The 23,734-nt window shown below is 68.8% G+C and carries 25 protein-coding genes; 7 read left to right on the top strand and 18 right to left on the bottom strand.

Annotated elements, in window-relative coordinates:
* Positions 1 to 85: 85 nt before the first annotated feature.
* On the top strand, positions 86 to 211 hold the full coding sequence (locus AC1ECW_RS00835; RefSeq protein WP_481200936.1) for a hypothetical protein: 126 nt from the start codon (positions 86 to 88) through the stop codon (positions 209 to 211).
* Between the two features lie 29 nt (positions 212 to 240).
* Positions 241 to 939, top strand: coding sequence for a lysoplasmalogenase (locus tag AC1ECW_RS00830; RefSeq protein WP_481200935.1), 699 nt, complete (start codon positions 241 to 243; stop codon positions 937 to 939).
* Positions 940 to 1,163: 224 nt separating this feature from the next.
* On the opposite strand, the gene AC1ECW_RS00825 is transcribed toward AC1ECW_RS00830, so the two are convergent.
* The 4 genes from AC1ECW_RS00825 to AC1ECW_RS00810 all read right to left on the bottom strand — a co-directional run bounded on the left by AC1ECW_RS00825 (position 1,164) and on the right by AC1ECW_RS00810 (position 8,999).
* Positions 1,164 to 2,600 (bottom strand): DUF1501 domain-containing protein, encoded by a 1,437-nt coding sequence (locus AC1ECW_RS00825; RefSeq protein WP_481200934.1) that lies wholly within the window; start codon positions 2,598 to 2,600, stop codon positions 1,164 to 1,166.
* 8 nt (positions 2,601 to 2,608) lie between these two features.
* Positions 2,609 to 4,315: a DUF1800 domain-containing protein gene (locus AC1ECW_RS00820; protein ID WP_481200933.1), complete on the bottom strand. Its 1,707-nt coding sequence runs from the start codon at positions 4,313 to 4,315 to the stop codon at positions 2,609 to 2,611.
* 212 nt (positions 4,316 to 4,527) lie between these two features.
* Positions 4,528 to 7,293 carry a formate dehydrogenase subunit alpha gene (fdhF, locus tag AC1ECW_RS00815; RefSeq protein WP_481200932.1) on the bottom strand — a complete coding sequence of 922 codons (2,766 nt, stop codon included), beginning with the start codon at positions 7,291 to 7,293 and terminating at the stop codon, positions 4,528 to 4,530.
* Positions 7,290 to 8,999, bottom strand: a complete 1,710-nt coding sequence (locus tag AC1ECW_RS00810) for an NADH-ubiquinone oxidoreductase-F iron-sulfur binding region domain-containing protein (RefSeq protein WP_481200931.1) — start codon at positions 8,997 to 8,999, stop codon at positions 7,290 to 7,292. The genes fdhF and AC1ECW_RS00810 overlap by 4 nt, the downstream gene beginning before the upstream one ends.
* 96 nt (positions 9,000 to 9,095) lie before the next feature.
* On the opposite strand from AC1ECW_RS00810, the gene AC1ECW_RS00805 reads away from it, so the two are divergent.
* A complete protein-coding gene (locus tag AC1ECW_RS00805; protein ID WP_409703765.1) occupies positions 9,096 to 10,160 on the top strand; it encodes a substrate-binding domain-containing protein in 1,065 nt (354 codons plus the stop codon).
* A 16-nt stretch (positions 10,161 to 10,176) separates the two neighbouring features.
* On the opposite strand, the gene AC1ECW_RS00800 is transcribed toward AC1ECW_RS00805, so the two are convergent.
* Positions 10,177 to 10,341 (bottom strand): hypothetical protein, encoded by a 165-nt coding sequence (locus AC1ECW_RS00800; protein ID WP_409703768.1) that lies wholly within the window; start codon positions 10,339 to 10,341, stop codon positions 10,177 to 10,179.
* A gap of 87 nt (positions 10,342 to 10,428) precedes the next feature.
* Here AC1ECW_RS00800 and AC1ECW_RS00795 point away from each other — a divergent pair, with 87 nt between their 5' ends.
* Positions 10,429 to 10,923 (top strand): pilin, encoded by a 495-nt coding sequence (locus AC1ECW_RS00795; protein WP_409703771.1) that lies wholly within the window; start codon positions 10,429 to 10,431, stop codon positions 10,921 to 10,923.
* A gap of 107 nt (positions 10,924 to 11,030) precedes the next feature.
* Here the strand turns inward: AC1ECW_RS00795 and AC1ECW_RS00790 are convergent, their stop codons facing one another.
* The 8 genes from AC1ECW_RS00790 to AC1ECW_RS00755 all read right to left on the bottom strand — a co-directional run bounded on the left by AC1ECW_RS00790 (position 11,031) and on the right by AC1ECW_RS00755 (position 16,830).
* On the bottom strand, positions 11,031 to 11,435 hold the full coding sequence (locus AC1ECW_RS00790) for a hypothetical protein (RefSeq protein WP_409703774.1): 405 nt from the start codon (positions 11,433 to 11,435) through the stop codon (positions 11,031 to 11,033).
* Complete coding sequence (locus AC1ECW_RS00785; protein ID WP_409703777.1) at positions 11,432 to 12,037, bottom strand: hypothetical protein; 606 nt, start codon at positions 12,035 to 12,037, stop codon at positions 11,432 to 11,434. Before AC1ECW_RS00785 ends, AC1ECW_RS00790 begins: the two co-directional genes overlap by 4 nt.
* Positions 12,038 to 12,042: 5 nt before the next feature.
* The gene (locus AC1ECW_RS00780; RefSeq protein ID WP_409703780.1) at positions 12,043 to 12,372 is read right to left on the bottom strand and encodes a LysM peptidoglycan-binding domain-containing protein; all 330 of its coding nucleotides are present in this window, start codon (positions 12,370 to 12,372) and stop codon (positions 12,043 to 12,045) included.
* 143 nt (positions 12,373 to 12,515) lie between these two features.
* Positions 12,516 to 12,992: a CreA family protein gene (locus AC1ECW_RS00775; RefSeq protein ID WP_409703783.1), complete on the bottom strand. Its 477-nt coding sequence runs from the start codon at positions 12,990 to 12,992 to the stop codon at positions 12,516 to 12,518.
* A gap of 17 nt (positions 12,993 to 13,009) precedes the next feature.
* Entirely contained in the window at positions 13,010 to 13,774 is a 765-nt protein-coding gene (locus AC1ECW_RS00770) for a general secretion pathway protein GspB (protein ID WP_409703786.1), read from the bottom strand.
* 18 nt (positions 13,775 to 13,792) lie between these two features.
* Positions 13,793 to 14,818, bottom strand: coding sequence for an ExeA family protein (locus AC1ECW_RS00765; RefSeq protein ID WP_409703789.1), 1,026 nt, complete (start codon positions 14,816 to 14,818; stop codon positions 13,793 to 13,795).
* 22 nt (positions 14,819 to 14,840) lie between these two features.
* Positions 14,841 to 16,157 carry a sensor histidine kinase gene (locus AC1ECW_RS00760; RefSeq protein ID WP_409703792.1) on the bottom strand — a complete coding sequence of 439 codons (1,317 nt, stop codon included), beginning with the start codon at positions 16,155 to 16,157 and terminating at the stop codon, positions 14,841 to 14,843.
* A gap of 16 nt (positions 16,158 to 16,173) precedes the next feature.
* Positions 16,174 to 16,830, bottom strand: coding sequence for a response regulator transcription factor (locus tag AC1ECW_RS00755; RefSeq protein ID WP_481200930.1), 657 nt, complete (start codon positions 16,828 to 16,830; stop codon positions 16,174 to 16,176).
* 179 nt (positions 16,831 to 17,009) lie between these two features.
* Between AC1ECW_RS00755 and AC1ECW_RS00750 the strand changes: the two genes are divergently transcribed.
* Both AC1ECW_RS00750 and AC1ECW_RS00745 read left to right on the top strand, forming a co-directional pair.
* The gene (locus tag AC1ECW_RS00750; RefSeq protein ID WP_409702462.1) at positions 17,010 to 18,608 is read left to right on the top strand and encodes a phosphoethanolamine transferase; all 1,599 of its coding nucleotides are present in this window, start codon (positions 17,010 to 17,012) and stop codon (positions 18,606 to 18,608) included.
* Positions 18,605 to 19,342: a phosphatase PAP2 family protein gene (locus AC1ECW_RS00745; protein WP_481201208.1), complete on the top strand. Its 738-nt coding sequence runs from the start codon at positions 18,605 to 18,607 to the stop codon at positions 19,340 to 19,342. The genes AC1ECW_RS00750 and AC1ECW_RS00745 overlap by 4 nt, the downstream gene beginning before the upstream one ends.
* Here AC1ECW_RS00745 and AC1ECW_RS00740 read toward each other — a convergent pair.
* Genes AC1ECW_RS00740 through AC1ECW_RS00725 form a run of 4 tightly spaced genes read right to left on the bottom strand, consistent with a single transcriptional unit; the run spans position 19,236 to position 22,748 of the window.
* On the bottom strand, positions 19,236 to 20,357 hold the full coding sequence (locus AC1ECW_RS00740; RefSeq protein ID WP_481200929.1) for an ABC transporter ATP-binding protein: 1,122 nt from the start codon (positions 20,355 to 20,357) through the stop codon (positions 19,236 to 19,238). The two genes, AC1ECW_RS00745 and AC1ECW_RS00740, sit on opposite strands and share 107 nt — an antisense overlap.
* A complete protein-coding gene (modB, locus tag AC1ECW_RS00735; protein ID WP_481201207.1) occupies positions 20,354 to 21,019 on the bottom strand; it encodes a molybdate ABC transporter permease subunit in 666 nt (221 codons plus the stop codon). Before modB ends, AC1ECW_RS00740 begins: the two co-directional genes overlap by 4 nt.
* Entirely contained in the window at positions 21,019 to 21,801 is a 783-nt protein-coding gene (gene modA / locus AC1ECW_RS00730) for a molybdate ABC transporter substrate-binding protein (protein WP_481200928.1), read from the bottom strand. Before modA ends, modB begins: the two co-directional genes overlap by 1 nt.
* 38 nt (positions 21,802 to 21,839) lie before the next feature.
* On the bottom strand, positions 21,840 to 22,748 hold the full coding sequence (locus AC1ECW_RS00725; protein ID WP_481200927.1) for a LysR family transcriptional regulator: 909 nt from the start codon (positions 22,746 to 22,748) through the stop codon (positions 21,840 to 21,842).
* A 122-nt stretch (positions 22,749 to 22,870) separates the two neighbouring features.
* Between AC1ECW_RS00725 and AC1ECW_RS00720 the strand changes: the two genes are divergently transcribed.
* Positions 22,871 to 23,080 carry a hypothetical protein gene (locus AC1ECW_RS00720; RefSeq protein ID WP_409702450.1) on the top strand — a complete coding sequence of 70 codons (210 nt, stop codon included), beginning with the start codon at positions 22,871 to 22,873 and terminating at the stop codon, positions 23,078 to 23,080.
* Positions 23,081 to 23,147: 67 nt separating this feature from the next.
* Here AC1ECW_RS00720 and AC1ECW_RS00715 read toward each other — a convergent pair whose 3' ends face one another.
* The gene (locus AC1ECW_RS00715; RefSeq protein ID WP_409702448.1) at positions 23,148 to 23,723 is read right to left on the bottom strand and encodes a YceI family protein; all 576 of its coding nucleotides are present in this window, start codon (positions 23,721 to 23,723) and stop codon (positions 23,148 to 23,150) included.
* Positions 23,724 to 23,734 lie beyond the last annotated feature (11 nt).

Below are 23,734 nucleotides of genomic sequence, written 5' to 3'. Positions count from 1 at the left end.
GCGCAACAGTCGGTCGTGATGCCGTCGCTCGAAGACTGGCAGTCGCTCGGCGAGACGGCTTCTCTGCTTCGAATCTTTCGACGGTATGGGCAAGCCCGAGTCCTGGAAACACGCCTTGGCCGGCCTCTGGTCACGCCGCATCACCGAATCACCGAGGCACACCGCATTTGACGCAGGCACCCTCTCCATCGGGCGATTCCCAGTGGCGTGACCCCTTGAGTCCACCCACAATCGGCCCTCATGACACACACCACCCTTGCCTGGGCCACCGCCTGGCGCTACACCCTGCCGTGGGTGCTGGTGGCCAGTGCCTTGCTGGCGATCTTCAGCGGGCCGAATGCGCTCGATGCTGAGATCCTGCGCTTCGTGTTCAAGCCGCTCACCACCGTCCTGATCATTGCGTATGCCTGGTCGCGCAGGGGCGACGTGCCGCGGCGGCGCACCTGGGTGCTGGTAGGGCTGGTGTTTTCGCTGGCCGGCGATATCGCGCTGATGTGGCACGGCGGCTTCGTGGCCGGGCTGGTGGCCTTCCTGCTGGCGCACCTGGCCTATCTGGTGGCCTTCACGTCCACCACGCGCCTGGCCTCGATGTGGCAGCCCTGGGTGTTCTATGCGGCGGTGAGCGCGGCCGTGCTCGCTCAGTTGTGGCCGGGCGTGCCCGGGGCGCTGCAGATCCCGGTGGTGGCTTATGTGGTCTGCCTGGCCGCGATGGCGGCGCAGGCGGCCACCTGGTGGCTGCGCGAAGGCACGGCCCCGTTGTCGCGCGAGGCGGGTTTTGCGGCGCTGGGGGGCCTGCTGTTCGTCAGCTCGGACGCCCTGCTGGCCATCAACCAGTTCCTCGACCCGCTGCCCGAGGCCTCGTTGTGGGTGCTGTCCACCTACTGGGCGGCGCAGTGGTGCATCGCGACCTCACTGAAGCGCGGGCCCCAGCGGGGCTGAGCGAGGCGGCGCTTTTCAGCGCTTCGGCGCCCGACGGTGCCGCGCTGCCCGGGGGCTCAGGGCTCGGGCACAGTGCCGTGTCACCAGGCTCTTGCCCTGCATGGGACACATGCCGTCGGCATGGGGGCCAGCGATGGCATGGCTGCGCCCGTCGCTGACCCGGTGGATGGCGTTGCGCACGTTCCAAGCCCTGGCGGCGAGCTTCGTCTGACCTCGACGACGCTTCAAAGAAAGCCGATCTGGCGCTGGCTGAAGTTGCGCAAGTTGGGCAAGATGGTGTCGAGCTGGCTGTCGCTGGCGCCAAACCAGCGCAGCAAGGTGGCGGCGTATTGGTCCACGGAGATTTTCGGGATCCAGCGGCCGTGCTGTTCCCAGCTGTGCACGCCCACGTCGTCCGGACCGCCCAGCACCAGTTCGGGGTAGCTGCCATAGGTGGTGCGGCCGACGACTGCGCCGCCCATCACCAGTTGGTGGTTACCCCAGGCGTGGTCGGTGCCGGCACTGTTGTTGGGCTTGAAGGTGCGCCCGAAGTCGCTTTGCGTGAAGAGGGTGACGTTTTGGGCCACGCCCAGGTTGATCATCGCTTGGTGAAAGCAGGCCATGGCCTGAGCGACAAGCCCGAGCAAGCGGGCATGCTCGCCCGTGGTGCTGTCGCCGGCGATCTGGTTGCCATGGGTGTCGAAGCCGCCCAGCGATGCGAAGAAGATTTGGCGCTCGCCTTGCACGGTGGCGCGTCCTTCGATGAGCTTGGCCACTTGGTAGAGCTGCTGGCCGAGGCTGGAGCTGATGCGGCCGTTGCTGATGAGGGGCGCGAAGGCTTGGTTGATGGCCGCCGACGCGTTGGCGTCGGCCGGTGCGGTTTTCACCAACGCCCCCAACCGATCGGACACGGCCAAGGCCTCGCGCTGTTGACGCATGTAGGCGTCGAGCAAGGCGTTGGGGTGGTTGCCGGCGTACAAGGCCTCGATGGCGGCTTTGCGTGCGCCCACGGGCGCCCAACTGGTGTTGCTCAGCCCTTCCAGCCCAAAGGTGGATCCGGGGCCGGGCAGCACCAGCGGGGCCGACAGCGTGGACAAGCCAAAGCGACCGTTGCCACCCACCGAGATCACCGGGTTGGCCGTGGCCAGGGTTTCGGCGGCGCGCCCACCCCAGCCCGTTCGGGTCAGCGCGTTGGTGCTGGCAGCCTCCCACAGCAGCTGTTGGTCGGAATGTGAGAACAGCGCTTCGGGGATGAGCGCAGAGTTGGGGGGGGCGCTGCGGTACTCGGCTTTGGTCAGAGGAGCATACAGTGGGCCGACGTTGAATACGGGCGCCAGATGCCCTTGGTTCCACACGGGCTCCAGCGCGGCCATGGCCGGGTGCAGGCCGTAGCCGCTGTTGCCCAGGTCGACCAGCGCGTTGCGCGGCAGCGCGAGCCGGCCGCGCACGCTGGCGTATTGGTTGTAGCGGGTGTCGGTGGGCACGATGGTGTTCATCCCATCGTTACCACCGTAGAGGAAGACGCAGACCAGCGCTTTGTAGCCGGATTGGGCTTGCGCGGGGGTGTGCAGCAAGGTCGTCAGGCCGCCCAGGCCCAGGGCGCTGGCCAGGGTACCCCCGGTGAACCGGAGCCACTGGCGGCGCTTGAGGACCCAGGCGTCGGCAGGCGGGTGTGTCTTCATGGGTGAGCTCAACGGATGACCTGATATTGCGGCGAGGCAAAGATGAGATAGGCGGCTTGGCGCACGCGGTTGAGCCGCACGGTGTCGTTGTTCACCGGTGCAAAGGCTTCCACGGCATCGATCACCTGGGTGCGGGCAGTTGCTGGCAGGGTCTCGCCCAGCACCAACATCGACAGACGATCGACGAGGTTGGCCGCAACGTCGGCATCGGCCATGAAACCCCGCAGGTCCACGCTCGTGCCCACGGCATTGGGCACGTCGGCAGACGGGGGGGAGCCGCCCCAGAACAGCAGGTAGTTCACGAAGTTGATGCGCTGCAAGGCGGTGTTGGCGTTGTGGATGCCGAAGGCCGGACCGACCAGGGCGGTGCCGGCCACGGGGTAGTCCGGAGGGTAGAAATTGAACACCGACGGCGGGCGAAACAGGTGCTGGCGCAACTGTTCACCCCACCACCAGCCCAGGGCCTCGCCGTCGGTGCGGCCGTTCAGTGCGCGCAGCATGCCGGTGAACAGTTGTACCGGCTCGCGCAGGCGGCCGAAGGTCGTGCCGGGTTGTGGGGTGCGGGCTTCGGGGTCGAGCAAGATGGCAGCCACCGTGGCGCGCATATCGCCGCGCTGGCCGGTGCCGAAGCTGTCGAAGCGGCCGGTGTTGAAGGCGGTGGCCACGCGCTGCACGTAGGCGGGCGAAGGGTTGCTGGTGACCAGGTGCTGGATGAGTTGCTTGCCGATGAAAGGCCCGATGTTGGGATGATTCATCAGGCTGTCGAGTACGGCCTCCAGGGCCTGTGGCGCAGTATGGCCGGCTGGCAGGCTCACTCCAGACAGCAGGGTCCGCGCGCTGCTGTCGTGGTATGCCGCCACTGGCACCATGTCGCCGCCGTAATAGCGGCAGTTCAAGCCCTGTGGCCAACAGCCCCCGGCCGCGGCGCCGCCGGGTGGATAGGTCCAGCCGGTGAGCGCATAGGCGTAAGCGCGCACGGTGTCGTTGTCGTAGGTGGGGAGGCAGCGGCCGCCTTTGAGCGTGCCGTTCGGGTTGAGCTCGCAGGTGCCGATGGAAAAGAGTTGCAGCAGCTCGCGTGCGAAGTTCTCGTTCGGGGCGGCGCGGTCGTTGTTGGCATTGTTCAGGTAGTCGCCCATCACCGGCGACAGGCTCACTTTGCGCAGCACCTCGCGGTAGTTGCCGAAGGACTGCTCCAGCAACATGTTGTGGTAGTTGCGAAGGCCGTAGGTGCCCTCCACCTCCAGGTTGGACACCACGAGGATTTGCTGCAGCGCCAAGGCCACGCGCTGGCGCAGTTGGTCGGGGTTGTTCACCGCGTTGCGGTAGAAATCCCACAGCAAGGGGGTGGAGGACCACCAGTCGCGCCAGCAGGTCGTGCCGCGGCCATCGCAGAAGTTGCCTGTGCCGGTGTGTTGGTGCACGGCCCCGGTGCCGCCACTGGTGTAGCGTGATACGGGCTGGTTCATCTGTTCGGCGATCCACTTGGCCGGGCCTTGGGCGCGGATGGTGGCCACCAGGGACTCGGTGGGTCCGAAGCTGGCCTGGTCGGCCAGGCGCACGGCATCGCGCTGGGTGGTGGGCACGTCGGGCAGGCTGGCAGCAGGCGGGGCCGGCTCGGCCGGCGCGGGGCTCGCGCCGGAGCCGCCGCCACAGGCGGCCAGGCCCACCACGGCAGCCGACAGCGCTGCATACAGCACAAGATGATGTGTGCGCATGGGATGGGTGTCTGCGTTGCGGATGTCCACGTGCAAGCTCTCCTGCGAGCGGCACGGAAATGTCACTTGGGGGCGACACGCTGTGTCAGAAGTCGTCACAGCGCGACGTCAAAGCCCCGTAACCTCCAGAGGCGAAATGCCTATGCCTTCGAGGCAGCAAGTTCAGCGCCTGTCATGGCGCTGTGTTACGCGTGTTCACACATTCGTGTCGTTCACGGCCCAGGGGAACGGGCCATGCTGCCGCCGGCGTGCACGCTGACCGCACAGTACTTGAACTCCGGGATCTTGCCGAAGGGGTCGAGTGCGGGGTTGGTGAGCTTGTTGATGGCCGCCTCGGCATAGCAGAAGGGCACGAAGACGGTGCCAGGCGGGGTGCCCTCGTCGGCACGGGCATAGAGGGCGACTTCACCGCGGCGCGAGCGCAGCGTGAGCACGCCGCCCGGCGCCACCCCCAGATGTTCGAGGTCGAGCGGGTGCAGCGAGGCCACCGGGTCGGGCTCCAGGGCATCGAGCACCCGGCTGCGCCGCGTCATGCTGCCCGTGTGCCAGTGTTCGAGCTGGCGGCCGGTGATGAGCACGAAGGGATGGTCGGCATCGGGCCGTTCGTCGGCCGGCACGAGGTCGGCGGGCACGAAGCGGCCGCGGCCGGTGGGGGTGGGGAAGTGGTCGGTGAAAACCACGGCCTCGCCGGGCGCGTCCTCGTCGGGACAAGGGTGCACGACGGCGCCTTCGCGTTGCAACCGGGCCCAGCTCAGGCCCGCGAGGCTGGGCATGCACTGACGCATCTCTTCATACACCTCGCCGATGTCGGCGTAGTGCCAGTCCAGCCCCAGGCCCCGGGCCATGGCCTGCAGGATGTGCCAGTCCTGGCGTGCCTGGCCGGGGGGCGCCAGCGCCTGACGGCCGAGCTGCACCAGGCGGTCGGTGTTGGTGAAGCTGCCGGTTTTTTCAGGGAAGGCGGAGGCCGGCAGCACCACGTCGGCCAGCGCTGCGGTCTCGGTGAGGAAGATGTCCTGCACCACGAGGTGGTCGAGCGAGGCCAGGGCTTCGCGTGCGTGGTTGGCGTCGGGGTCGCTCATCGCGGGGTTCTCGCCGAGGATGTACATGCCGCGCACCTGGCCGCGCAGGGCCGCGTCCATCACTTCCACCACGGTGAGGCCGGGCTGGTCGTCGAGCGGCACACCCCAGAGTTGCTCAAACTTCGCGCGCGCCTGGGCGTCGGTCACGCGCTGGTAGTCGGGCAACATCATCGGGATCAGGCCGGCGTCTGAGGCGCCTTGCACGTTGTTCTGGCCGCGCAAGGGGTGCAGCCCGGTGCCGGGCCGGCCGATCTGGCCGGTCATCAGGGCCAACGCGATCAGGCAGCGGGCGTTGTCGGTGCCGTGCACATGCTGGCTGATGCCCATGCCCCACAGGATCATCGAGGCCCGGGATGTGGCATAGGCCCTGGCCACCTCGCGGATCGTGCCGGCGTCGATGCCGCACACCGGGGCCATGGCTTCGGGGCTGTAGGCCGCCACATGGCTGCGAACGGCGTCGAAGCCGGTGGTGCGTGCCTCGATGAAGGCGCGGTCGATCAGTCCCTCCTGGACGATCACATGCATCATCGCATTGAGCAGGGCCACGTCGGTGTCGGGCCGGAACTGCAGCGTGCGCCAGGCGTGGCGCGACAGGTCCGTGCGCCGCGGGTCGGCCACCACGAGTTTCGTGCCCCGGCGCACCGCGTTCTTGATCCATGAGGCCGCCACCGGGTGGTTGACCGTGGGGTTGGCGCCGATCAGGAGCACGAACTCGGCCTGGGCCACATCCCGCACGGGGTTGGACACGGCGCCCGAGCCGATGCCTTCGAGCAGCGCGGCCACCGACGAGGCATGGCACAGCCGCGTGCAGTGATCGACGTTGTGGCTGCCAAAGCCGGTGCGTACCAGCTTCTGGAAGAGGTAGGCCTCCTCATTGCTGCCTTTGGCCGAGCCGAAGCCAGCCAGCGCGCGCGGGCCGTGGGTGTCGCGGATCATGCGCAGGCCGCCGCTGGCCAGTGCCAGGGCCTCGTCCCAGCTCGCTTCACGGAACACCTCGTGCCAGCGTGCCGGGTCGAGCGTGGCGTGCGGCTGCTTGGGCGCATCGTCGCGGCGCACCAGGGGCACCGTCAGGCGGTGCGGGTGGTGCACGTAGTCGAAACCATAGCGTCCCTTCACGCACAGCCGGCCCTGGTTGGCCGGGCCGTCGCGGCCTTCGACGCGCAAGATGCGGTTGTCCTTGACGTGGTAGGTGAGCTGACAGCCCACGCCGCAATAGGGGCAGATGGAGTCCACGCGGCGGTCGGCCTCCTGCAAGGCCACGCCCTGCGCCGGACTGAGCGCGCCGGTGGGACAGGCCTGCACACACTCGCCGCAGCCCACGCAGGTGGAGGCTCCCATCGCGTCATCCATGTCGAAAACGATCCTCGCGTGCGCGCCACGTCCGGCCAGGCCGATCACGTCGTTCACCTGCTCGTCGCGGCAGGCGCGCAGGCAGCGCGTGCACTGGATGCAGGCGTCCAGGTTCACGGCGATGGCCGGGTGCGAGGCATCGGGCGCTGGTTGCTCGCGCGAAGGCAAGCGCGGCCGGCCCACGCCGAGCTTGACCGCCCACTCGTCCACCTCGTTGTGGCGGGTGTAGGTCGTCTCAGGCAGGTCGGACTGCAGCAGCTCGAGCACCATTTTCTGCGCAGCCACCGCGCGCGCGCTGTCGCTGCGCACCACCATGCCCGGCGTGGGGGTGCGGCAGCATGAGGGCGCCAGCACCCGCTCGCCTGCCACCTCGACCATGCAGGCTCGGCAGTTGCCGGCCGGTGTGAGCCCTTCCTTGTGGCACAGGTGGGGGATCTCGATGCCGTGGCGTTGCGCAACGGACCAGACGGTCTCACCGGCGCGGGCTTGAACGGGCTGGCCGTTGAGGGTGAAGTCGATGGCGGCCTCGGGCTGCATCACGGCGCTCATGTGAGTTCCTCAGGGAAGTACTGGATCACGCAATCGACCGGATTGGGCGCCGCTTGGCCCAGGCCGCAGATCGACGCATCGCGCATCACCTGCGAGAGCTCGGCCAGCAAGGCGGTGTCCCAGCGGGGCTGCTCGATCAGCGCGCGGACCTTGCTCGTGCCCACTCGGCAGGGGGTGCACTGGCCGCAGGATTCCGATTCGAAGAAGCGCATCAGGTTGCGCGCCGCGTCCACCGCACGGTCGTGTTGCGAGAGCACGATGATGGCGGCCGAGCCGATGAAGGCCCCGTGGGGTTGCAGGGTGTCGAAGTCCAGCGGCACATCGGCCAGGTGCGCGGGCAGGATGCCGCCCGAGGCGCCGCCGGGCAGGTAGGCGTAGAGCCTGTGGCCGTCGAGCATGCCGCCGCAGTGTTCGTCGATGAGTTCACGCAGCGTGATGCCGGCCGGGGCGAGTTTCACGCCAGGGTGCTTCACGCGGCCTGACACGGAAAACGAGCGCAGGCCCTTTCGGCCGTGGCGACCGTGCGAGGTGAACCATTGCGGGCCACGCTCGACGATGTCGCGCACCCAGTAAAGCGTCTCGAAGTTGTGTTCCAGCGTAGGCCGCCCGAACAAGCCCACCTGGGCCACGTAGGGCGGGCGCAGCCGGGGCAGGCCGCGCTTGCCTTCGATGGATTCGATCATCGCCGACTCTTCTCCGCAGATGTAGGCGCCTGCGCCGCGGCGCAGTTCGATGCGCGGCAAAGGCACCGGCGGGTTTGCCTGCAGCGCGGCCAACTCGCGCGTGAGCATCGCGCGGCAGCCGTGGTATTCGTCGCGCAGGTAGAGGTAGACCGCCTCCACGCCCACAGCCCAGGCGGCGATCAGCATGCCTTCCAGGAAGCGGTGCGGGTCACGCTCCAGATAGTGACGGTCCTTGAAGGTGCCGGGCTCGCCTTCGTCGATGTTCACTGCCATCAGCCGCGGGGCGGGCTGCTCGCGCACGATGCGCCACTTGCGCCCGGCCGGAAAGCCCGCGCCACCCAGGCCGCGCAGGCCGGAGTCTTCCATCGCCCTGAGCACGTCTTCCACCGGACGATCGCCATTCACACAGGCCTGCAACAGCGCATAGCCACCCTGGGCGCGGTAGGTGTTCAGGCCAGTGGTTTGCGGGAGGTCATCGTGAATCTGACCTTGCGCAACAGCCGTCTGCACCGCCGGCGGCGTGGCCTGGCCGATCTGCCGTTGATGCACCACGGCCACCGGCGCTTCATGGCAGCGGCCCACGCAGGGCGCCGGGATCACCCGCACCTCAGGCCCCAGCAGCGCCGGCAGCCGCTCCAGCAGCTCGCGTGCACCGGCCAGCTCGCACGACAGGCTGTCGCACACCCGCACCGTCAGCCGCGGCGGGGCGTCGAAGCCGCCGTCGGCGTTCTCGCGCACCACGTCGAAGTGGTGATAGAAGCTGGCCACTTCATACACCTCGGCCTGCGACAGGCGCATCCACTGCGCCAGCGCGGCGAGGTGGTCGGTGCGCAGTTGGTGGAAGCGGTCCTGCAGGGCATGCAGGGCCTCGATGAGCTGGTCGCGCCGTGGCAGCACCCCGTGCAGCGCGGCCTGCACTTCGCGCAGGGCCTCGGGGCGCACCTGGCGCCCGCGCGGGGCCTGGCGTTTGCGCTCGCGACTGGGGACACCCTCGGGATGCAGGGGGATGAGCTTGGCGGACATGGCCCGGTCTTCGATCGTGGGATGAGATGCAGCCTACCGCGTCCCGGCCGGCGTAATATGCAAATGTTTGCATATTTGTCGAGCGGGGGAGCGTTCATGACGGCGGTGCGCCTGTGTCCTCAATGGCAGATCGGCCCCGACGCAGGCGGCCTGGCCGCCGACGCCCTACTGGCGCTGCTCGAGGCCGTGCAGGACGGCGGCGGCATCGCCCAGGCGGCGCGCGCGCTGGGCTGGTCCTACCGTCACGCCTGGGGCCTGCTGCGCCAGGGCGAGGCCTTGCTGGGTCGGCCGCTGCTCGAACGGGGGCGGGGCCGTGGCTCGCGGCTCACCGACATGGCCCGCCGCCTGGTGTGGGCCCAGGCGCGTGTGAACGCGCGCCTGCAGCCGCTACTGGAGTCTTTGGCCAGCGAAATCGAGGCGGACCTGGGCCGCGCCGGCCGACGCATGCCGGCCGGGCCACGCCTGCACGCCAGCCACGGCTTTGCGGTGGCGGCCCTGCGCGAGCTGCTGCTGGCGCGCCGCTTCGAGCTGGAGTGGCGCTACCGCAGCAGCCTGGAGGCGGTGGCCGCGCTGGCCCAGGGCGATTGCGACCTGGCGGGCTTTCACGTGCCCATCGGTGAGTTCCAGGCCGCGGCGGCGCAGCGCTATCGGCCCTGGCTGCAGCCGCAGCGTCACCGGCTGGTGCATCTGGCGGTGCGCACCCAGGGGCTTTTCGTGGCCAGCGGCAACCCGCACCGCATCCGGGGGCTGGCCGACGTGGCCCGCCGCGGCCTGCGCTTCGTGAACCGCCCGGAAGGCTCGGGCACGCGCGTGCTGACCGACCTGCTGTTGCAGCGCGAGGGCATCACGCCTGCACAACTGAGCGGGCATGGCGACACCGAACTCACCCATGCCGCGGTGGCCGCCTATGTGGCCAGCGGCATGGCCGATGTGGGGCTGGGGGTGGAGACGGCGGCGCGGCGTTTCGGGCTGCATTTCATCCCGCTGCTGAAGGAGCGCTACTTCTTGGCGCTGTCGGCGCAGGCCCTGGAAGACCAGCGCTTGCGGCCCCTGCTGGACGTGCTGGGTTCGGCCGCCTACCGCAGCCGCGTGGCCGCTCTGCCAGGCTATGACGCCGGCCAGACCGGCCGGGTGCTGCGCGTGGACGAGGCCTTTGGCTGAGCGGTGCCCGGCGCTTTCAGGGCTGCAGCACGGCGGCGCCCAGCACCTCGCTGGCTTGCGCCTGCGGGTAGACCTGCATCTGCACTCGTAGCGGCACCTGGCGCACGGCGTGTACGTCGTCCAGCGGCAGGTCCTCCAGATCGGACACGTAGCGGGTATCGGCCACCACATGGGTGGCCAAGCCCCCGTCGCGCTGGGCAAGCCGCCAGCTCCGGGGCCCGAGGCGAGGCCCTAAGATGGCGGCTTGGACCCTGCCACGCCTTTGCGCATGAGACCTCACCGCCGCGGCTTCACGCTCATCGAAATGATGGTCGTGCTGGCCGTGATCGCCATCCTTGCACTGATGGCCGTGCCCTCGATGCAGGGCCGCTTGGTGCGCGAGCAGATCGTCGAGGCCGCGCGGTTTGCCGACTTCGCCAAGCAGCCCATCGCCCTGGCCTGGCGCACCACCGCCAGCCTGCCGGCCGACAATGCCGCCGCCGGCCTGCCTGAGCCGAACCGCATCGTCAGCCACCACGTGGCGAGCCTCACCGTGGAAGACGGCGCCTTGCACATCGTCTTCGGGAACCAGGCCCACGGCGCACTGCGCGGCAAGACGCTCACGCTGCGCCCGGGCGTGGTGGAAGATGCGCCTGTGGTGCCGGTGGCCTGGGTGTGTGGCCGCGCCGCCCCACCTGAGCCGATGGTGGCGCGCGGTGTCGACCGCACCGACATCGAGCGCCGCTTCCTGCCGGTGAACTGCCAGGGGCCTGCGACGCCCTGAGGCATCAAGCCCCGGGCAGCGTCACCACCGCAGACTCCAGTTCTGGAATGTCCACTTGACGGGGGAGCTTACGAAAGATCTTTCCCACAGAACTCGGCAGAGCGCTCTCATCCCCGCCGAAACAACGAAACCGGGTCGCCGATGGCATAGAAGTGGATGTATCCCACGACGGTCATGAACATCACGGCGGCAGTCCAGCCAAGTACCCAGAAGGAGATGCACTGAGCAGCCAGCTTGTACCAGCGAGGAACGAGCGTGTCGGCGCTGGTGATCTTTCGCTTCTTGCCCAGCTTCGGAAAGGCGATGGCCGTGATCAGCATGACCGTCCGCATCGGCGCATAGATGGTGCCGGTGAACAGCGCCAGTTCACCTGGGCGGAAATGCGGCTCCTTCCAGAAAGTTTCTAGCACACGCCGAGGCATCAGGATGTGCATGATCAGAACCAGTGGTATTGCCAGACCGGCGGCCAGCCCCGCCCCGAAGTAGACCCAGAAGAAGGTTCCGACGCTCATCGCGAGCAGACCTTGTCAACGCCCAATCCGGTGACGAAATCGACCTCGCCGCTCGACGCGGAGTAGGCTTTCGAGGCCAGTTTGCCTGCTACAAGACTTCCCACCGTGCTGCCCATGGCGAGAAGTAGTGCAACGCCCCAACCAACGGGGTTGGAGAGCACGAAGACGCCGACGGCATAGCCCAAACCGGAGCCGATCACTGTGCTCATGACCGTATCCACAAAAATCTCATTCTTCTCCTTCTGACTCAACGTGTGGGCGATCTGATAGCACGCGGCCGTCAAGCCCACTCCACCCAGCAGGATCCCACCGGCACCAGCCGCCTTGCCGAGCTGCCGCAGCCGCCCCACTTGCCGCTGAATGTTCACATCGTAGGGCACACCCCCGGCGCGGGCGATGCGGATCTCTTCCTGCGTGCTGGCTCCATTGAAAAGCAGCTTTTCCATCGGCCCGACGTGGTTGGCGAACTGCCGCACCAGCACCCGGCGCCGGTGGTCGTACTGCCCCTTGGTGATGCGCCCGCCGCTGGCCTTGTAGGCCGCGTATTCGTCGCCCACCTGTCGCAGCAGGGCCAGGTTGCCTTCACTCAAGAGGTTGGCCACCGTGCCTATCGCCACTGCGCCGGGGCCGGCAGCAAGCCGCTGCGTTCAGCCCAGGCCATGGCCCACATCTGCCGCCGCTCGGCCGGGTCGGGCGAGGCGCTCAGGAACAAGGGCCCCGGGGGTGCCACCATGGCAGGCGCGCGGTCGGACACGCGCAGCACCGTCCCCGGCCACAGGTTCTGCAGGTTGGGCACCTCGGGATTGAGGGCCTTGATCGCGTCGAGAATCTCGCCATAGCGGCGCGTGGGGGGCGACCAGCCGTAGAGTTTATGAATGATGGTCGCGATCGTCTCGCCAGGTTGCACGGCGTACTCGTAGTACAGCGGCTGCGTCATGTTCTCTCCCTGCCGTTGTGTGTGTGAGATGGCCTTTCATGAGGCTGCGCACATCGTAGGCGGGGCAGATGCGCTCGGTGCTGAGCACACCGTATCCAGACGTGTTGAGTTGTGTCCGGACGTTTCGTTCCTACAGGGTGGCACTATCGCTCCTGCTTCACCGGAATCTTCACCCCCCTCTCCACCGTCACCGCCGTCACGCTGTTCTGCGGCGAGCCTTCGATCACGCGGTCGGAGTAGGTGAGGTAGACGAGGGTGTTTCGCTGCACGTCCACCATGCGCACCACGTGCAGGCGCTTGAAAAGGAGGGACATGCGTTCGGTGAACACGTCCTCTTGTTGTGGCAGCGGCTCCTTGAAGCCGAGGGGCCCCACCTGGCGGCAGGCGATGGAGGCTTCGGCGCGGTCTTCGGCCAGGCCGAGCGCGCCCTTGATGCCGCCGGTGCGGGCGCGCGACACGTAGCAGGTGACGCCGGGGACCTTGGGGTCGTCGTAGGCTTCGACGACGATCTTGTGGTCGGGGCCGAGCCATTGGAAAACGGTATCGACTTCCCCGATCTTCTGGGCATGAGCGCCCAGCGGGGCCCATGCCAGGGCAACGGACAAAAGAAGACAACGCATGGAGCCTCCGGACGGAATCAATAGCTGAGCTGGTAACGCTGATCGCGCCAGCGCATCACGGCGGCCCGCGGCAGGATCTCTTCGACCACGAGGTCACGTCCCACCGAGTCGCCTTCCCGGTAGGGTTGGCCGTTGACGATGACGATGCGCTCGGCCGGGGTGGACGAGTAGATCAGGCCACCCAGCGACAGCGAGGGCAGTTGGCTGCGGATGGGCTCGGGCAGGTCCTGCAGGCGCGGGGCGGCGGCCGTCGGCGGCGGGGCCGGTGCGGCGGCGGGGCGGGGCGCCGGGGCGGAGGCAGCCGTCACCGGGGCGGCAGGAGCGGGCACCGGGGCAGGGCGGGTGGGCGCCGGAGCCGGCGTGGCCACCGGGGCCGGAGCGGGGGCCGGTGGCGACACCGGCCGGGGCGGGGGCGTTGCGGCCTGCACGGCCGCGGGCGCTGGCGGGGCGGGGGGCGGTGCAGGCGGTGCAGGCGGTGCAGGCGGTGCAGGCGGTGGGGCTTCCACCGGGGCCGGGGCGGGCGGGAGGCCAGGCGTCGGTGCCGCGGCCACGGGTGAGGGGGTCGGCGACATCGGTGCCGAGGTGCTGCGGCCGAGCCACCAGGCCACGCCTGGCACGGCCAGGCCCAGCACCAGGCCCACGGCCAGCCACAGGCCCGCGGCTGAGCGGGGGCGTTCACGGTCGAACGCTTCGTCGCCGACGTGCTGGCTGTCCAGCCCGGGCACGGCGCCGCGCCCGCGCTGGGCATCGGCGCGTCGCAGGGCATCGAGGATGTAGGACATGGTCGAGGGTCTCGTCGATCAGGGCGCGGTGGAGGCGGCGGGCGCCGGCGCAGTGGGCCGGGCGGCGGCCACGGGCGCCGCCTCCTGGCGCGCCAGCGTCCAGGCGGCATAGCCCAGGCCGGCCAGGCCCAGGCCGGCGGCCAGCGCGGCGGCGGCCGGCAGCAGCGGCCCGGTGCGGCGCCAGCGGGCGAGCCAGCCGCGTGGGCGCAGGTCGAAAGGCTCCTCCTCGTCGAAGACTTCGCGGGCCGCGCGCACGACGATGCGCTCGTCCACGCGCGCCTGGCCGGTGGCATAGGCGCCCAGCAGGGCCCGGTCGCACAGCAGGTTGATGCGCCGCGGCACGCCGCGCGAGAGCCGGTGGATGCGCTTGAGCGCGCCGCGATCGAAGGGCAGCGGCGTGCTCAGGCCGGCCACGCCCATGCGATGGCGCACGTAGGCGGCGGTTTCCTTCTCGTCCAGCGCCTGCAGGTGGTAGCGGGCGATCACGCGCTGGGCGAGCTGTTCGAGGTCGGGCCGGCGCAGCATGCGGCGCAGCTCGGGCTGGCCGATCAGGATGATTTGCAGCAGCTTGCGCTCGTGGGTTTCCAGGTTGGTGAGCAGGCGCAACTGCTCGAGCACGTCGGGCGAGAGGTTTTGGGCCTCGTCGATGATGAGGACGTTGTTGCGTCCCACCGAGTGCATGCGCAGCAAGAAGGCGTTGAGCGCATCGACGTAGTCCTTCACCGTCGCCTGCCCCGGGCCCAGGTGCTCGATGGGCACCTGGAACTCCTCGCACACGGTGCGCAGCAGCTCCTCGACGGTGAGTTTGGGGTTGAAGATGTAGGCGACGTTGCAGCGCTTGGGGATGCGCTCGAGGAAGCAGCGGCACACGGTGGTCTTGCCCGCGCCGATCTCGCCGGTGAGCAGCACGAAGCCGCCACCGCCGCGCACCCCGTAGAGCAGATGGGCCAGCGCTTCGCGGTGGCGTTCGCTCATGTAGAGGTAGCGCGGGTCGGGCGCGATCGAGAAGGGCGCGTGCGCCAGGCCGAAGAATTGCGCGTACATGGGGCCAAGCATAGCGGGGGGCTCAGGGCGGGTCATGCGCCGCAGGCGGGCCCAGGCTCATGCGCAGGGCAAAGCCCGAGGGCGAGGGCAGCAGGTGCAGCCGCCCGCCATGGGCGCGCGCCACGGCGTCGGCCAGCATCAAGCCCAAGCCACCGTGGGCTTGCGGGTTTTGATCGTCCAAAGCCTTTTGCAAGCGCTCGCGTTGGTCTGCGGGCAGGCCGGGGCCGTCGTCTTGCAGGATCAGCGCTTGGGTGTGGGGCTCGATGTGCAGGCTCAGCTCGATGCGGTGGGCTCCATGCCGGTGGGCGTTGTCCAGCAGGTTGGACAAGGCTGCGGCCAACAGATCGGGGTCGGCCCACACGGTGGCGTCTGGGGGGCACCGCACGTGCAGGCCCTCGAGGGGCAACTCCTCCAACAGCGCGCTGAGGTTGACGTGCTGGCGTTGCGGCGTGGCGGCACTGCGGTACAGCGAAATGACGGCGTGGACCACGCGGCGCAGTTGCCGCGAGGCGTCCCGCGCGCGTTGCAAAGCGGCCTGCCGGCGGTCGGCCGGGGCGACTTGCGCTGCGGCCAGTTGGGCGTCCAGCCCGGCCAGCGGGGTGCGCAGCGCGTGAGCCACCTGAGCGGCCACGGCACGCTCTTGGGCGAGCCTGCGGCGCAGGCCGTGCCCCAAGGCATTGATGGCGTCGCTCAGGGGCTGCAATTCTTGGCGCTGCGGGTCGGGCAGCGTGGCTTCGGCCAAAGGGTCGTGGCCTGACATGGCCGCGGACAGATCGGTCAACGGCTGCAATTCGTGGCGTATGCGCCGGCGCAGCCACAGCGCGAGCCCCGCCCCGACCAGCAAGGCGCTGGCTGTCACGCTGAGCACGACGTCGGCGCGGGCTTCGCGCCGTTCCATGCGTGTTTGGCCCACGAAGAGCACCGAACCGTCGGGCAGGCGGTGGCCATACAGCCGCCAGGCGGCTGCATCAGGTTTTGAATGCCCGAAGCCCGGCCGTGGGGGAAAGGTCCAGGCGGTGCTCGGGGCCAAAGCGGAGCGGGCGAGCACGGAGCCATCGGCGGCCAGCCATTGCCATGCGTAGCGGGGGTGGTTGCCGCTGGCCGGTGTGGACGCCGCGGTGTCCGCACCGGCCTTGAGGTGGGAGGCCGGCTGTGTCAGCAAGCCGGCCAGTACCTCGGCCGAGGCGATGAGGGTGTCGTCCAACAGCTCGTCGACCTCGTGGCGTACCGCCAACCACACGGCGGCCGAAGCCAAAATGGCCCAGCCCGCAGACAAGATCAGCAAGGCTCCGGCCAGGCGGGCACGGATCGAAGGCAGGGCGTGGGTCGCGGACTTCATCGACGATGGCGCACAGTCATTGGGGGCGCAGGCGGTAGCCCAGCCCCCGCACGGTCTCGATGAGGGAGTGCCCGAGCTTGCGCCGAAGTTGCGAAATGTGCACTTCCAGCGCGTTGCTGTGGAGGTCGGCCTCCTGCGCGAACACCCGGGCTTCCAACTCGGACTTGGCCACCAGGTGGCCCGCACGGCGCGCCAGCGCTTCCAGCACGGCCCATTGTCGGGCGGTCAACGGCACGAGGACACCATGGCGCAGAACTTGACGTGCTTCCAGATCGATGAGCACGTCACCGCAGGGCACTTGTGCGCTGGTCAGACCTTGGGCGCGTCGGCTGACGGCGCGCAAGCGCGCCATCAGCTCTTCGGGGTCGAAGGGCTTGACCAGGTAGTCGTCGGCGCCGCTGTCCAAGCCCTCGATGCGTTCGTGCAGTCGGTCACGCGCGGTGAGCACCAGGGCCGGGGTGGTGTGGCCTTGTCGGCGACGGCGCCGCAGCCAGTCCAGCCCGGAACCATCGGGCAGGTTCCAGTCGATCAGCCAGGCGTCGTACGGTTCCGAGGCGTTCAACTCGGCCTGGTCGATACGGGTCACCCAGCTGACGTCATGGCCCAGGGCACATAGAAAGTCGTGCAAGCCGCCACCCACGAGGGGGTCGTCTTCGATCAAGAGTACGCGCATGGACGGCACCATCGAATGATGACTGCGGTGCACACGCTAACACACCAGCGCACGGGTGGATCCAGGGTCTTCAGTTTGGCTTCAGATAGGGGTGTTGCACTCAGGGCATGCTGGTCTGGAAACGTTGGCAAACATGGCTGCAGGCCCGTTGGCCACGAGCCTGTCATGGACCCGAGGCCTTGATCTGGTGTTTGAGCGCGTGGTGGTTGGTCATGGACCATCGCCGCTTGTTTGTGTTGGCGCAGCAATGGAGCGATGCCTCTGCCTGGGGGTGGCAGGTGTCGCTTGCCGTGGGCATCGTTTGTGTGCATGTGCTGTTGCTCGGTGCTCTGGCCGTGGGACCTTGGCTCAAGCCGGCGGCGGCCGTATTGACGGTGGTGGCCGCACTGTCGAGCTATTTCAGCGATCGCTACGGGGTGTATCTGGACCCCTCGATGATGCGCAATGTGCTGCACACGGACACGGCCGAAGCGGTGGAGTTGATCGGCCCGGATTTGGTTTGGCATGTGTTGAGCCATGCGGGTGTGCCCCTGCTGGCGGTGGTGTCGTGGCCGCTGCCTGCGCAAAGCTGGGGGCGGACCTTGCGCGGGCATTTGCTCAGCATGCTGGCGGCGGCGCTGGCGTTGGCGTTGGCCGTGATGCTGAGCTTTCAGCCCCTGGCGTCCTTGATGCGCAATCACAAGGAGCTGCGCTACCTCGTGACGCCGGCCGCAGCGCTGTGGTCGAGCGCCCGCGTGTGGTCCGGTGATACGCGCCAAGTGGCCGGTCGGCGGCAGCCTCTGGGGTTGGACGCCGTGGCCTTGCCCTTCGAACGACCCCGACTGCTCGTGATCGTGGTGGGCGAAACCGTGCGATCGGCCAATTGGGGCTTGAGCGGCTATGGCCGAGACACCACCCCCGGCTTGTCGCAGCGGGCGGTGGTCAACTTCGCGCAAGTCACCAGTTGCGGCACCAACACCGAGGTCTCGGTGCCATGCCTGTTCGCGCCGGTGGGCCGGCGCGATTATGACGAGGATCGCATCCGGCGCAGCGAGTCGCTGCTGCACGTGCTGGCCCGTGCCGGCGTGGCGGTGCAGTGGATCGATAACCAAAGCGGCTGCAAAGGGGTGTGCGAGGGGCTGCCAAGCGTGACAGTGGCCGAGCTGAACGCGCCAGGCACGTGCGAGGGCCCGCGTTGCTGGGACGAGGGTTTGATTGCCGATCTGACCGAACGTTTGCAGCGGGTACAAGGGCAGCAGGTGCTGGTGTTGCACATGCTGGGCAATCACGGGCCCTCGTACTTTCGGCGCTATCCCCGCGCATTTGCGCAGTTCCAGCCTGAATGCCTGGACGATGAGTTGCACCGTTGTTCGAAGCAAGCCATCGTCAACGCCTACGACAATGCCGTGCTGTACACCGACCATGTGCTCAGCCGTTTGATCGATACCTTGGCCGCTGGGGCCGCGCGCGTCGATACTGCGATGCTGTACGTCTCCGATCACGGCGAGTCCTTGGGCGAGGCGGGCCTGTACCTGCACGGCCTGCCGTATGCGATTGCCCCCACGCAGCAAACCCAGGTGCCCATGGTGCTGTGGTGGTCCGAAGGGTATGGCCGCTCGCTCGGCTTGGACAAGGACTGCATGTCCAAGCGGGCGCATCAACCGGCCCAGCATGACCATGTCTTCCACACCGTGTTGGCACTGACCCAAGTGCACACGGCGTTGTATGACCCGGCTTGGGATCTGACCTCGACTTGCCGTCGACCCAGTGGTCCGCCAGGGCTGCTCCAAGCCTCATGAGGATGCGCAGGGACGGGGCCGTGTGCGCCGCAACGGCCAGCTTGATTCTGGTCTGGGAGGGGCTCGGCGGCGATCTTTGGGTGGCCCGACAGCTTGCCAGCGCGCAAGGTCTCGTCTGGCGCGAGCATCCCCTGCTGCGCGGGCTGCACGATGCAGGGCGTTGGTTGGCGGCCTTGGGCCTCGTGCTGTGGGCGGTGTGGGCGTTTCGTTCTGCGCTCGATGAGCGCACTCTGCCTCGCCGCGAGCGTTGGCGGGCTTGGGCCTTGGCGGTGATGCTGATGCTGGCGGTGCCGGCGATCAAGCGTTTGAGCTTGGCAAGCTGTCCATGGGATTTGGCACTGTTCGGGGGGCGTGCGAACTACTTGTCGCACTGGACCTTGTGGTGGCCTGGTGCCGGCGATGGTGGGCCCGGACATTGTTTTCCCTTCGGGCACGCCACCTCTGCTTTCGCTTTTTTGCCGGGTGCCTGGATGTGGTGGCCTTATGATCGTCGCAAGGCGCTGGCGTGGGCGGCGGCCGTGCTGCTGGCCGGCGTGACGCAAACCCTGAGGGGGGCGCATTTCGTGAGTCACAGCCTGTGGACTGCCTGGCTGTGCGGATGCCTCAGCGCGTGGAGGGGTTCACGGTTCAGTGAGCAACCCGATAAGGCATCACATGCACCAAGTCGGGATCCAGCCGCACGGCCAGGGCTGCGCCTGGCTGCAAGCTTACGCGGCGGGGGCCGGCGACGCTGAGCCTGAGAGCCACGCCGGGCAGGGCGGTCAGTTCGCACACCACCAGGCTGATCTCGCCGAGATGGCGGGCTTCGCGTACCGTGCCGTGCCAGGCTTCGGCAGCGGTGACCTGCGGGTCCAGCAGATGCAGGCCCTCGCTGCTGATCACCCAGTGCACGGCCTGGCCGGTGGCGATCTTGCCCTTGTCGCGCACGCGCAGGCGCGGGCCTTCGCCGGGGGCGGCCCCCGGGGCCTGCCAGCACAGCCAACCCCAGCCGGGCTCATCGGCCGGGCCCATCCATTGGCCCAGAAAACGGTTCTGAATGCCCACCAAATCGGCCACGCGCGCGTTGCGCGGGGCGCGATGGATGGCCGCCGGGCTGCCTTGCTGCAGCACCCGGCCGGCGTCCAGCACCACCAGCTGGTCGGCCAGCAGCCGGGCTTCCTGCAGGTCGTGGGTGACCAGCACGATGGGGATGGACAGCTCACGCCGCAGGTCGGCCAGCAGGGTGTACAGGCCCTGGCGGTTCATCTGGTCCACCGCTGAGAAGGGTTCGTCCAGCAACAGCAGTTTCGGCTCGCGCGCCAGGGCGCGGGCGATGGCCACGCGCTGTTGCTGGCCGCCTGACAGGGCGGCCGGGCGGCGGTGATGGTGCTCGGCTTCGAGCCGTACGTGGGCCAGCCATTGCTGCGCCGATGCACGCCGCTGCGCGCGCGGCAGGTGCAGCAGCGACAGGGCCACGTTGTCCACGGCATCCAGGTGCGGCATGAGTGCGTAGTGCTGGAACACCAGGCCCACGTGGCGGGCCTGGGCGGGGCGGAACACGCCAGCCGTGGTGTCGCACCAGACTTCCTCGCCCACCTGCACGAGCCCATGGGTCGGGCGCATCAGGCCCGCCAGTACTCGCAGCATCGAGGTCTTGCCGGCGCCCGAGGGACCCACCAGCGCGGTGAGTTCGCCGGCGGCGCAGCCGAAGCGGCCCTGCAGCGGCATGGGATGCACCTGCGCGACATCGACGAAGAGGTCCTGGCTCACCGCTTCACCACCAGCCGCGCCGACGCGAAGAAGGAGGCGGCCACCGCCCCCAGCGAGAAGAGCAGCAGCACCAGGGCCATCTGGTCGGCGCTGTGCAGGTCGAAGGCCTGCACGCGGTCGTAGATGGAGATGGCGATGGTCTTGGTCTCGCCGGGGATGCTGCCGCCCACCATCAGCACCACGCCGAACTCGCCCAGGGTGTGCACGAAGGTCAGCACCATCGCCGAGAGCACGCCCGGCCAGGCCAGCGGCAGCTCGACGCGCCAGAAGGTCTGCCAGCCCGACAGCCCGCTCACCGCAGCGGCTTCGGCCAGGTTGCGCGGGATGGCCTCGAAGGCGCGCTGCACCGGCTGGACCATGAAGGGGATGTTGAAGACCACCGAGGCGACCAGCAGGCCGGCGAAGTTGAAGGTCAGGCGGATGTCGAAGTGTTCGGACAGGAGGCGCCCCAGCGGCGAGGCGCCGCCCAGTGACACCAGCAGGTAGTAGCCCAGCACCGTGGGCGGCAGCACCAGGGGCAGCACCACCGCCGCTTCGATCCAGGCCTTGCCGGCCACCCGGGTGCGGGCCAGCCAGCGGCCCAGCCACAGCCCCAGCGGCAGCAGCACGGCCAGCGTGGCGGCCGCCAGCTCCAGCGAGAGGACGAGGGCCTGCCAGTCCATCATTCGCGAGGCATCTGGAAGCCGTAGCGCGTCATGATCGCCTGCGCCGCCGGTTCGGCCAGGGCGTCGTAGAAGGCCTGCAGGGCCGGTGGGGCGTCCTTCATCAGCACCATGCGCTGGCGCAGTGGCTGGTGCCAGTCCTGCACAATGAGGTCGAACCGTCCGAGCCGGGTCACCGGCGGGGCCAGCGCGAGCGACTGCGCGACGATGCCCCCCTGGGCCGAGCCCGAGGTGGCGAACTGCGCGGCCTGCGAGACGTTCTCGCCGTAGACCAGATGCGGCTGCAGGGCCGTCCACAGCCCGGCGTGCTCCAGCGCCTCCTTCGCGCGGGCGCCGTAGGGGGCATGCTCGGGGTTGGCGATGGCCAAGCGCTTCAGACGCCCGTCCCTCAGCGCGGCGGCCAGGTCCTGCAACTGGCCGTCGGCCTTCAGCGGCGAGCCGTGCGGCACCAGGATGCCGATGCGGCCCAGGGCATACAGCCGCCCGCGATCACGTGTTTTGCCGGCCTCGGCCAGCTTGAAGACGAAGTCCTCGTCGGCCGACATGAACATCTGGAAGGGCGCCCCCTGCAGGATCTGGGCATGGAGGTTGCCCGAGGAGCCGAACACCAGGCGCAACTTGTGGCCGGTGTCGCGCTCGAAGCGGGCGGCCACCGCCTCGAGGGCGAACTTCAGGTCCGAGGCGGCGGCCAGGGTGGGCGGCGTCTGGGCCCGCACGGACGGCAGCAGGCCCAGGCCGACCAGGCCCAGCAGGCGGCGGCGCGGAAGGCAGACAGGGTGCATGGCAATGCGTCAGGGTCTGGCGGACCCGTAAGCCTACCTCAGGGGGCGGTGGCGGCCTGCCGGGTCATCCAGTCGGCCCAGTGGTCGATGCAGGCGCGCACCTTGGGCAGGCGGTGGCGTTCGCGCAGCATCACCGCGTACATCGGCACGGGTTCGCTGGAGAACACGCCGGGCAGCACCGGCACCAGCCGTCCCTGCGCCACCCGGGCCGCGGCCACCAAGTCGGTGAGACGGGAAATGCCGGCCCCGGCTTCCACCATGGCCACCATGGCTGCGGTGTTGTCCACGCGGGTGTGGCCTCGAGCCATGAAATGGCGTTCGCTGCGGCCCTCGCGCCAGACCCATTCGTTCAGGGCCGCCGGCGTGCTGTAGGTGACCAGACGGTGTTGTCTCAGCTCGTCAGGGTGGCTGGGCATGCCGAAGCGGGCCAGGTAGGCCGGCGCGGCATACAGGCTGCGGGTGAGCTGGCCGATCTGCCGCGCCACCACGGCCTCGCTGTGCGGCGTGCCGGTGCGGATGGCCACGTCGATGCCTTCGCGGGCCATGTCGATGATGCGGTCGTCGGCGGCGATGTCCACGCGCAGCTCGGGGTGGCGGTCGTACAGGCTGGGCAAGGAGGGAGCGATGACGTCCTGGGCCAGCACGGCGCTCACGCTCACACGCACCCAGCCGCTGGGGCGGCCGAGCTTGCCGCCGAGCTCGGCCTGCAGTTCGGCATGGATGTCGAGCAGGCGCCGCGCCTGGGCGAGGAAGGCGTCGCCTTCGTCGGTGAGGCTCAGGCCGTGGGTGTTACGGTGCATCAGCCGCGCGGCGCAGGCGGCTTCCAGCCGCGCCAGTGCGCGCGTGACTTGGCTGACGGACACGTTGCGCTCGCGCGCAGCGGCTGACAGCGTGCCCAACGTGGCGATGCGCACGAACAGCGCCACGTCGTCCAGATGCAGGTCCATGGCCGGATGCTGCGCTGGTTTTGCAGGTTTCGCAATACCGAATCGCCGGATGTGGCGTTTCGCGCCGCCGCTTACCCACCTAGAGTTGTTTCACGGTGAGCCTTCCGTTCCTGGAGCCTGTGATGAACGACCCCCTCTGGACCCCCGAGCGCCTGGCGTTCGCCCACGATCGAGCCCATGCCGAGGCGCAACGGCTGCGCCTGGAGGCGCTGGCCGACTTCTGGCGCACGACCGACGCCTTGCTGGCCGAGCCGGGCCGCCAGGCGCAGCGCGCGGCCGAGCGGCTGCGTCATCGCCTGATGCGCCATCAGCAATGGCGCGGGCAGCCCTGACGACGGCCACCCCTTGCCCGCACACGGGCGGGGCGTGCGGGGCCTGCGGCTGACGCAGACGCCGGGTTCACTGCTGGATGGCTTCGACCTGGATCACCAGGCGGACTTGGTCCTGAAAGCCCATGTTCAGGCCCCAGTCCATGCCCCACTGGCTGCGCTGGACGGTGGTCTCAAAGTCGCCGCCGCACACTTCGCGCTTGAGCATCGGGTGCTGCGTGCAGTTGAAGCGCTTGGCCTTGAGCACCACCGGCTGGGTCTTGCCCAACATCGTGAGCGTGCCTGCCACCTCGGAGACCTTGTCACCGTCGAAGCTGAACTTGTCGGCGACGAACTTCGCGGTGGGGAACTCGGCGGTGTTGAAGAAATCCTTGCTCTGCAGGTGGCGGTTGAACTGCGCCGTGCCGGTGTTGATCGAGCTCATGTCGATGGTCAGCTCCACCTTGCCGGTCTTGGCGGCGCGGTCAAACTGCACGGTGCCTTCCTTCTTGTCGAAGCGGCCGCGGTTCGTGCTCACGCCCAGGTGGTCGATCTCGAAAGTCACGAAGGTGTGGTTCGGGTCGATGGCGTAGGTGGCGGCCTGGGCGGCGAAGGCCGAAGCCAGGAGGGCCGAGGCGAGGGTGCTGGCCAGCAGGGTCTTGTGCATGGGTTCTCCTT

It is taken from the genome of Caldimonas hydrothermalis (assembly GCF_056746695.1).
Note: the sequence above shows the minus strand (reverse complement) of the source record. Positions and strands in the feature narration are given on the sequence as shown.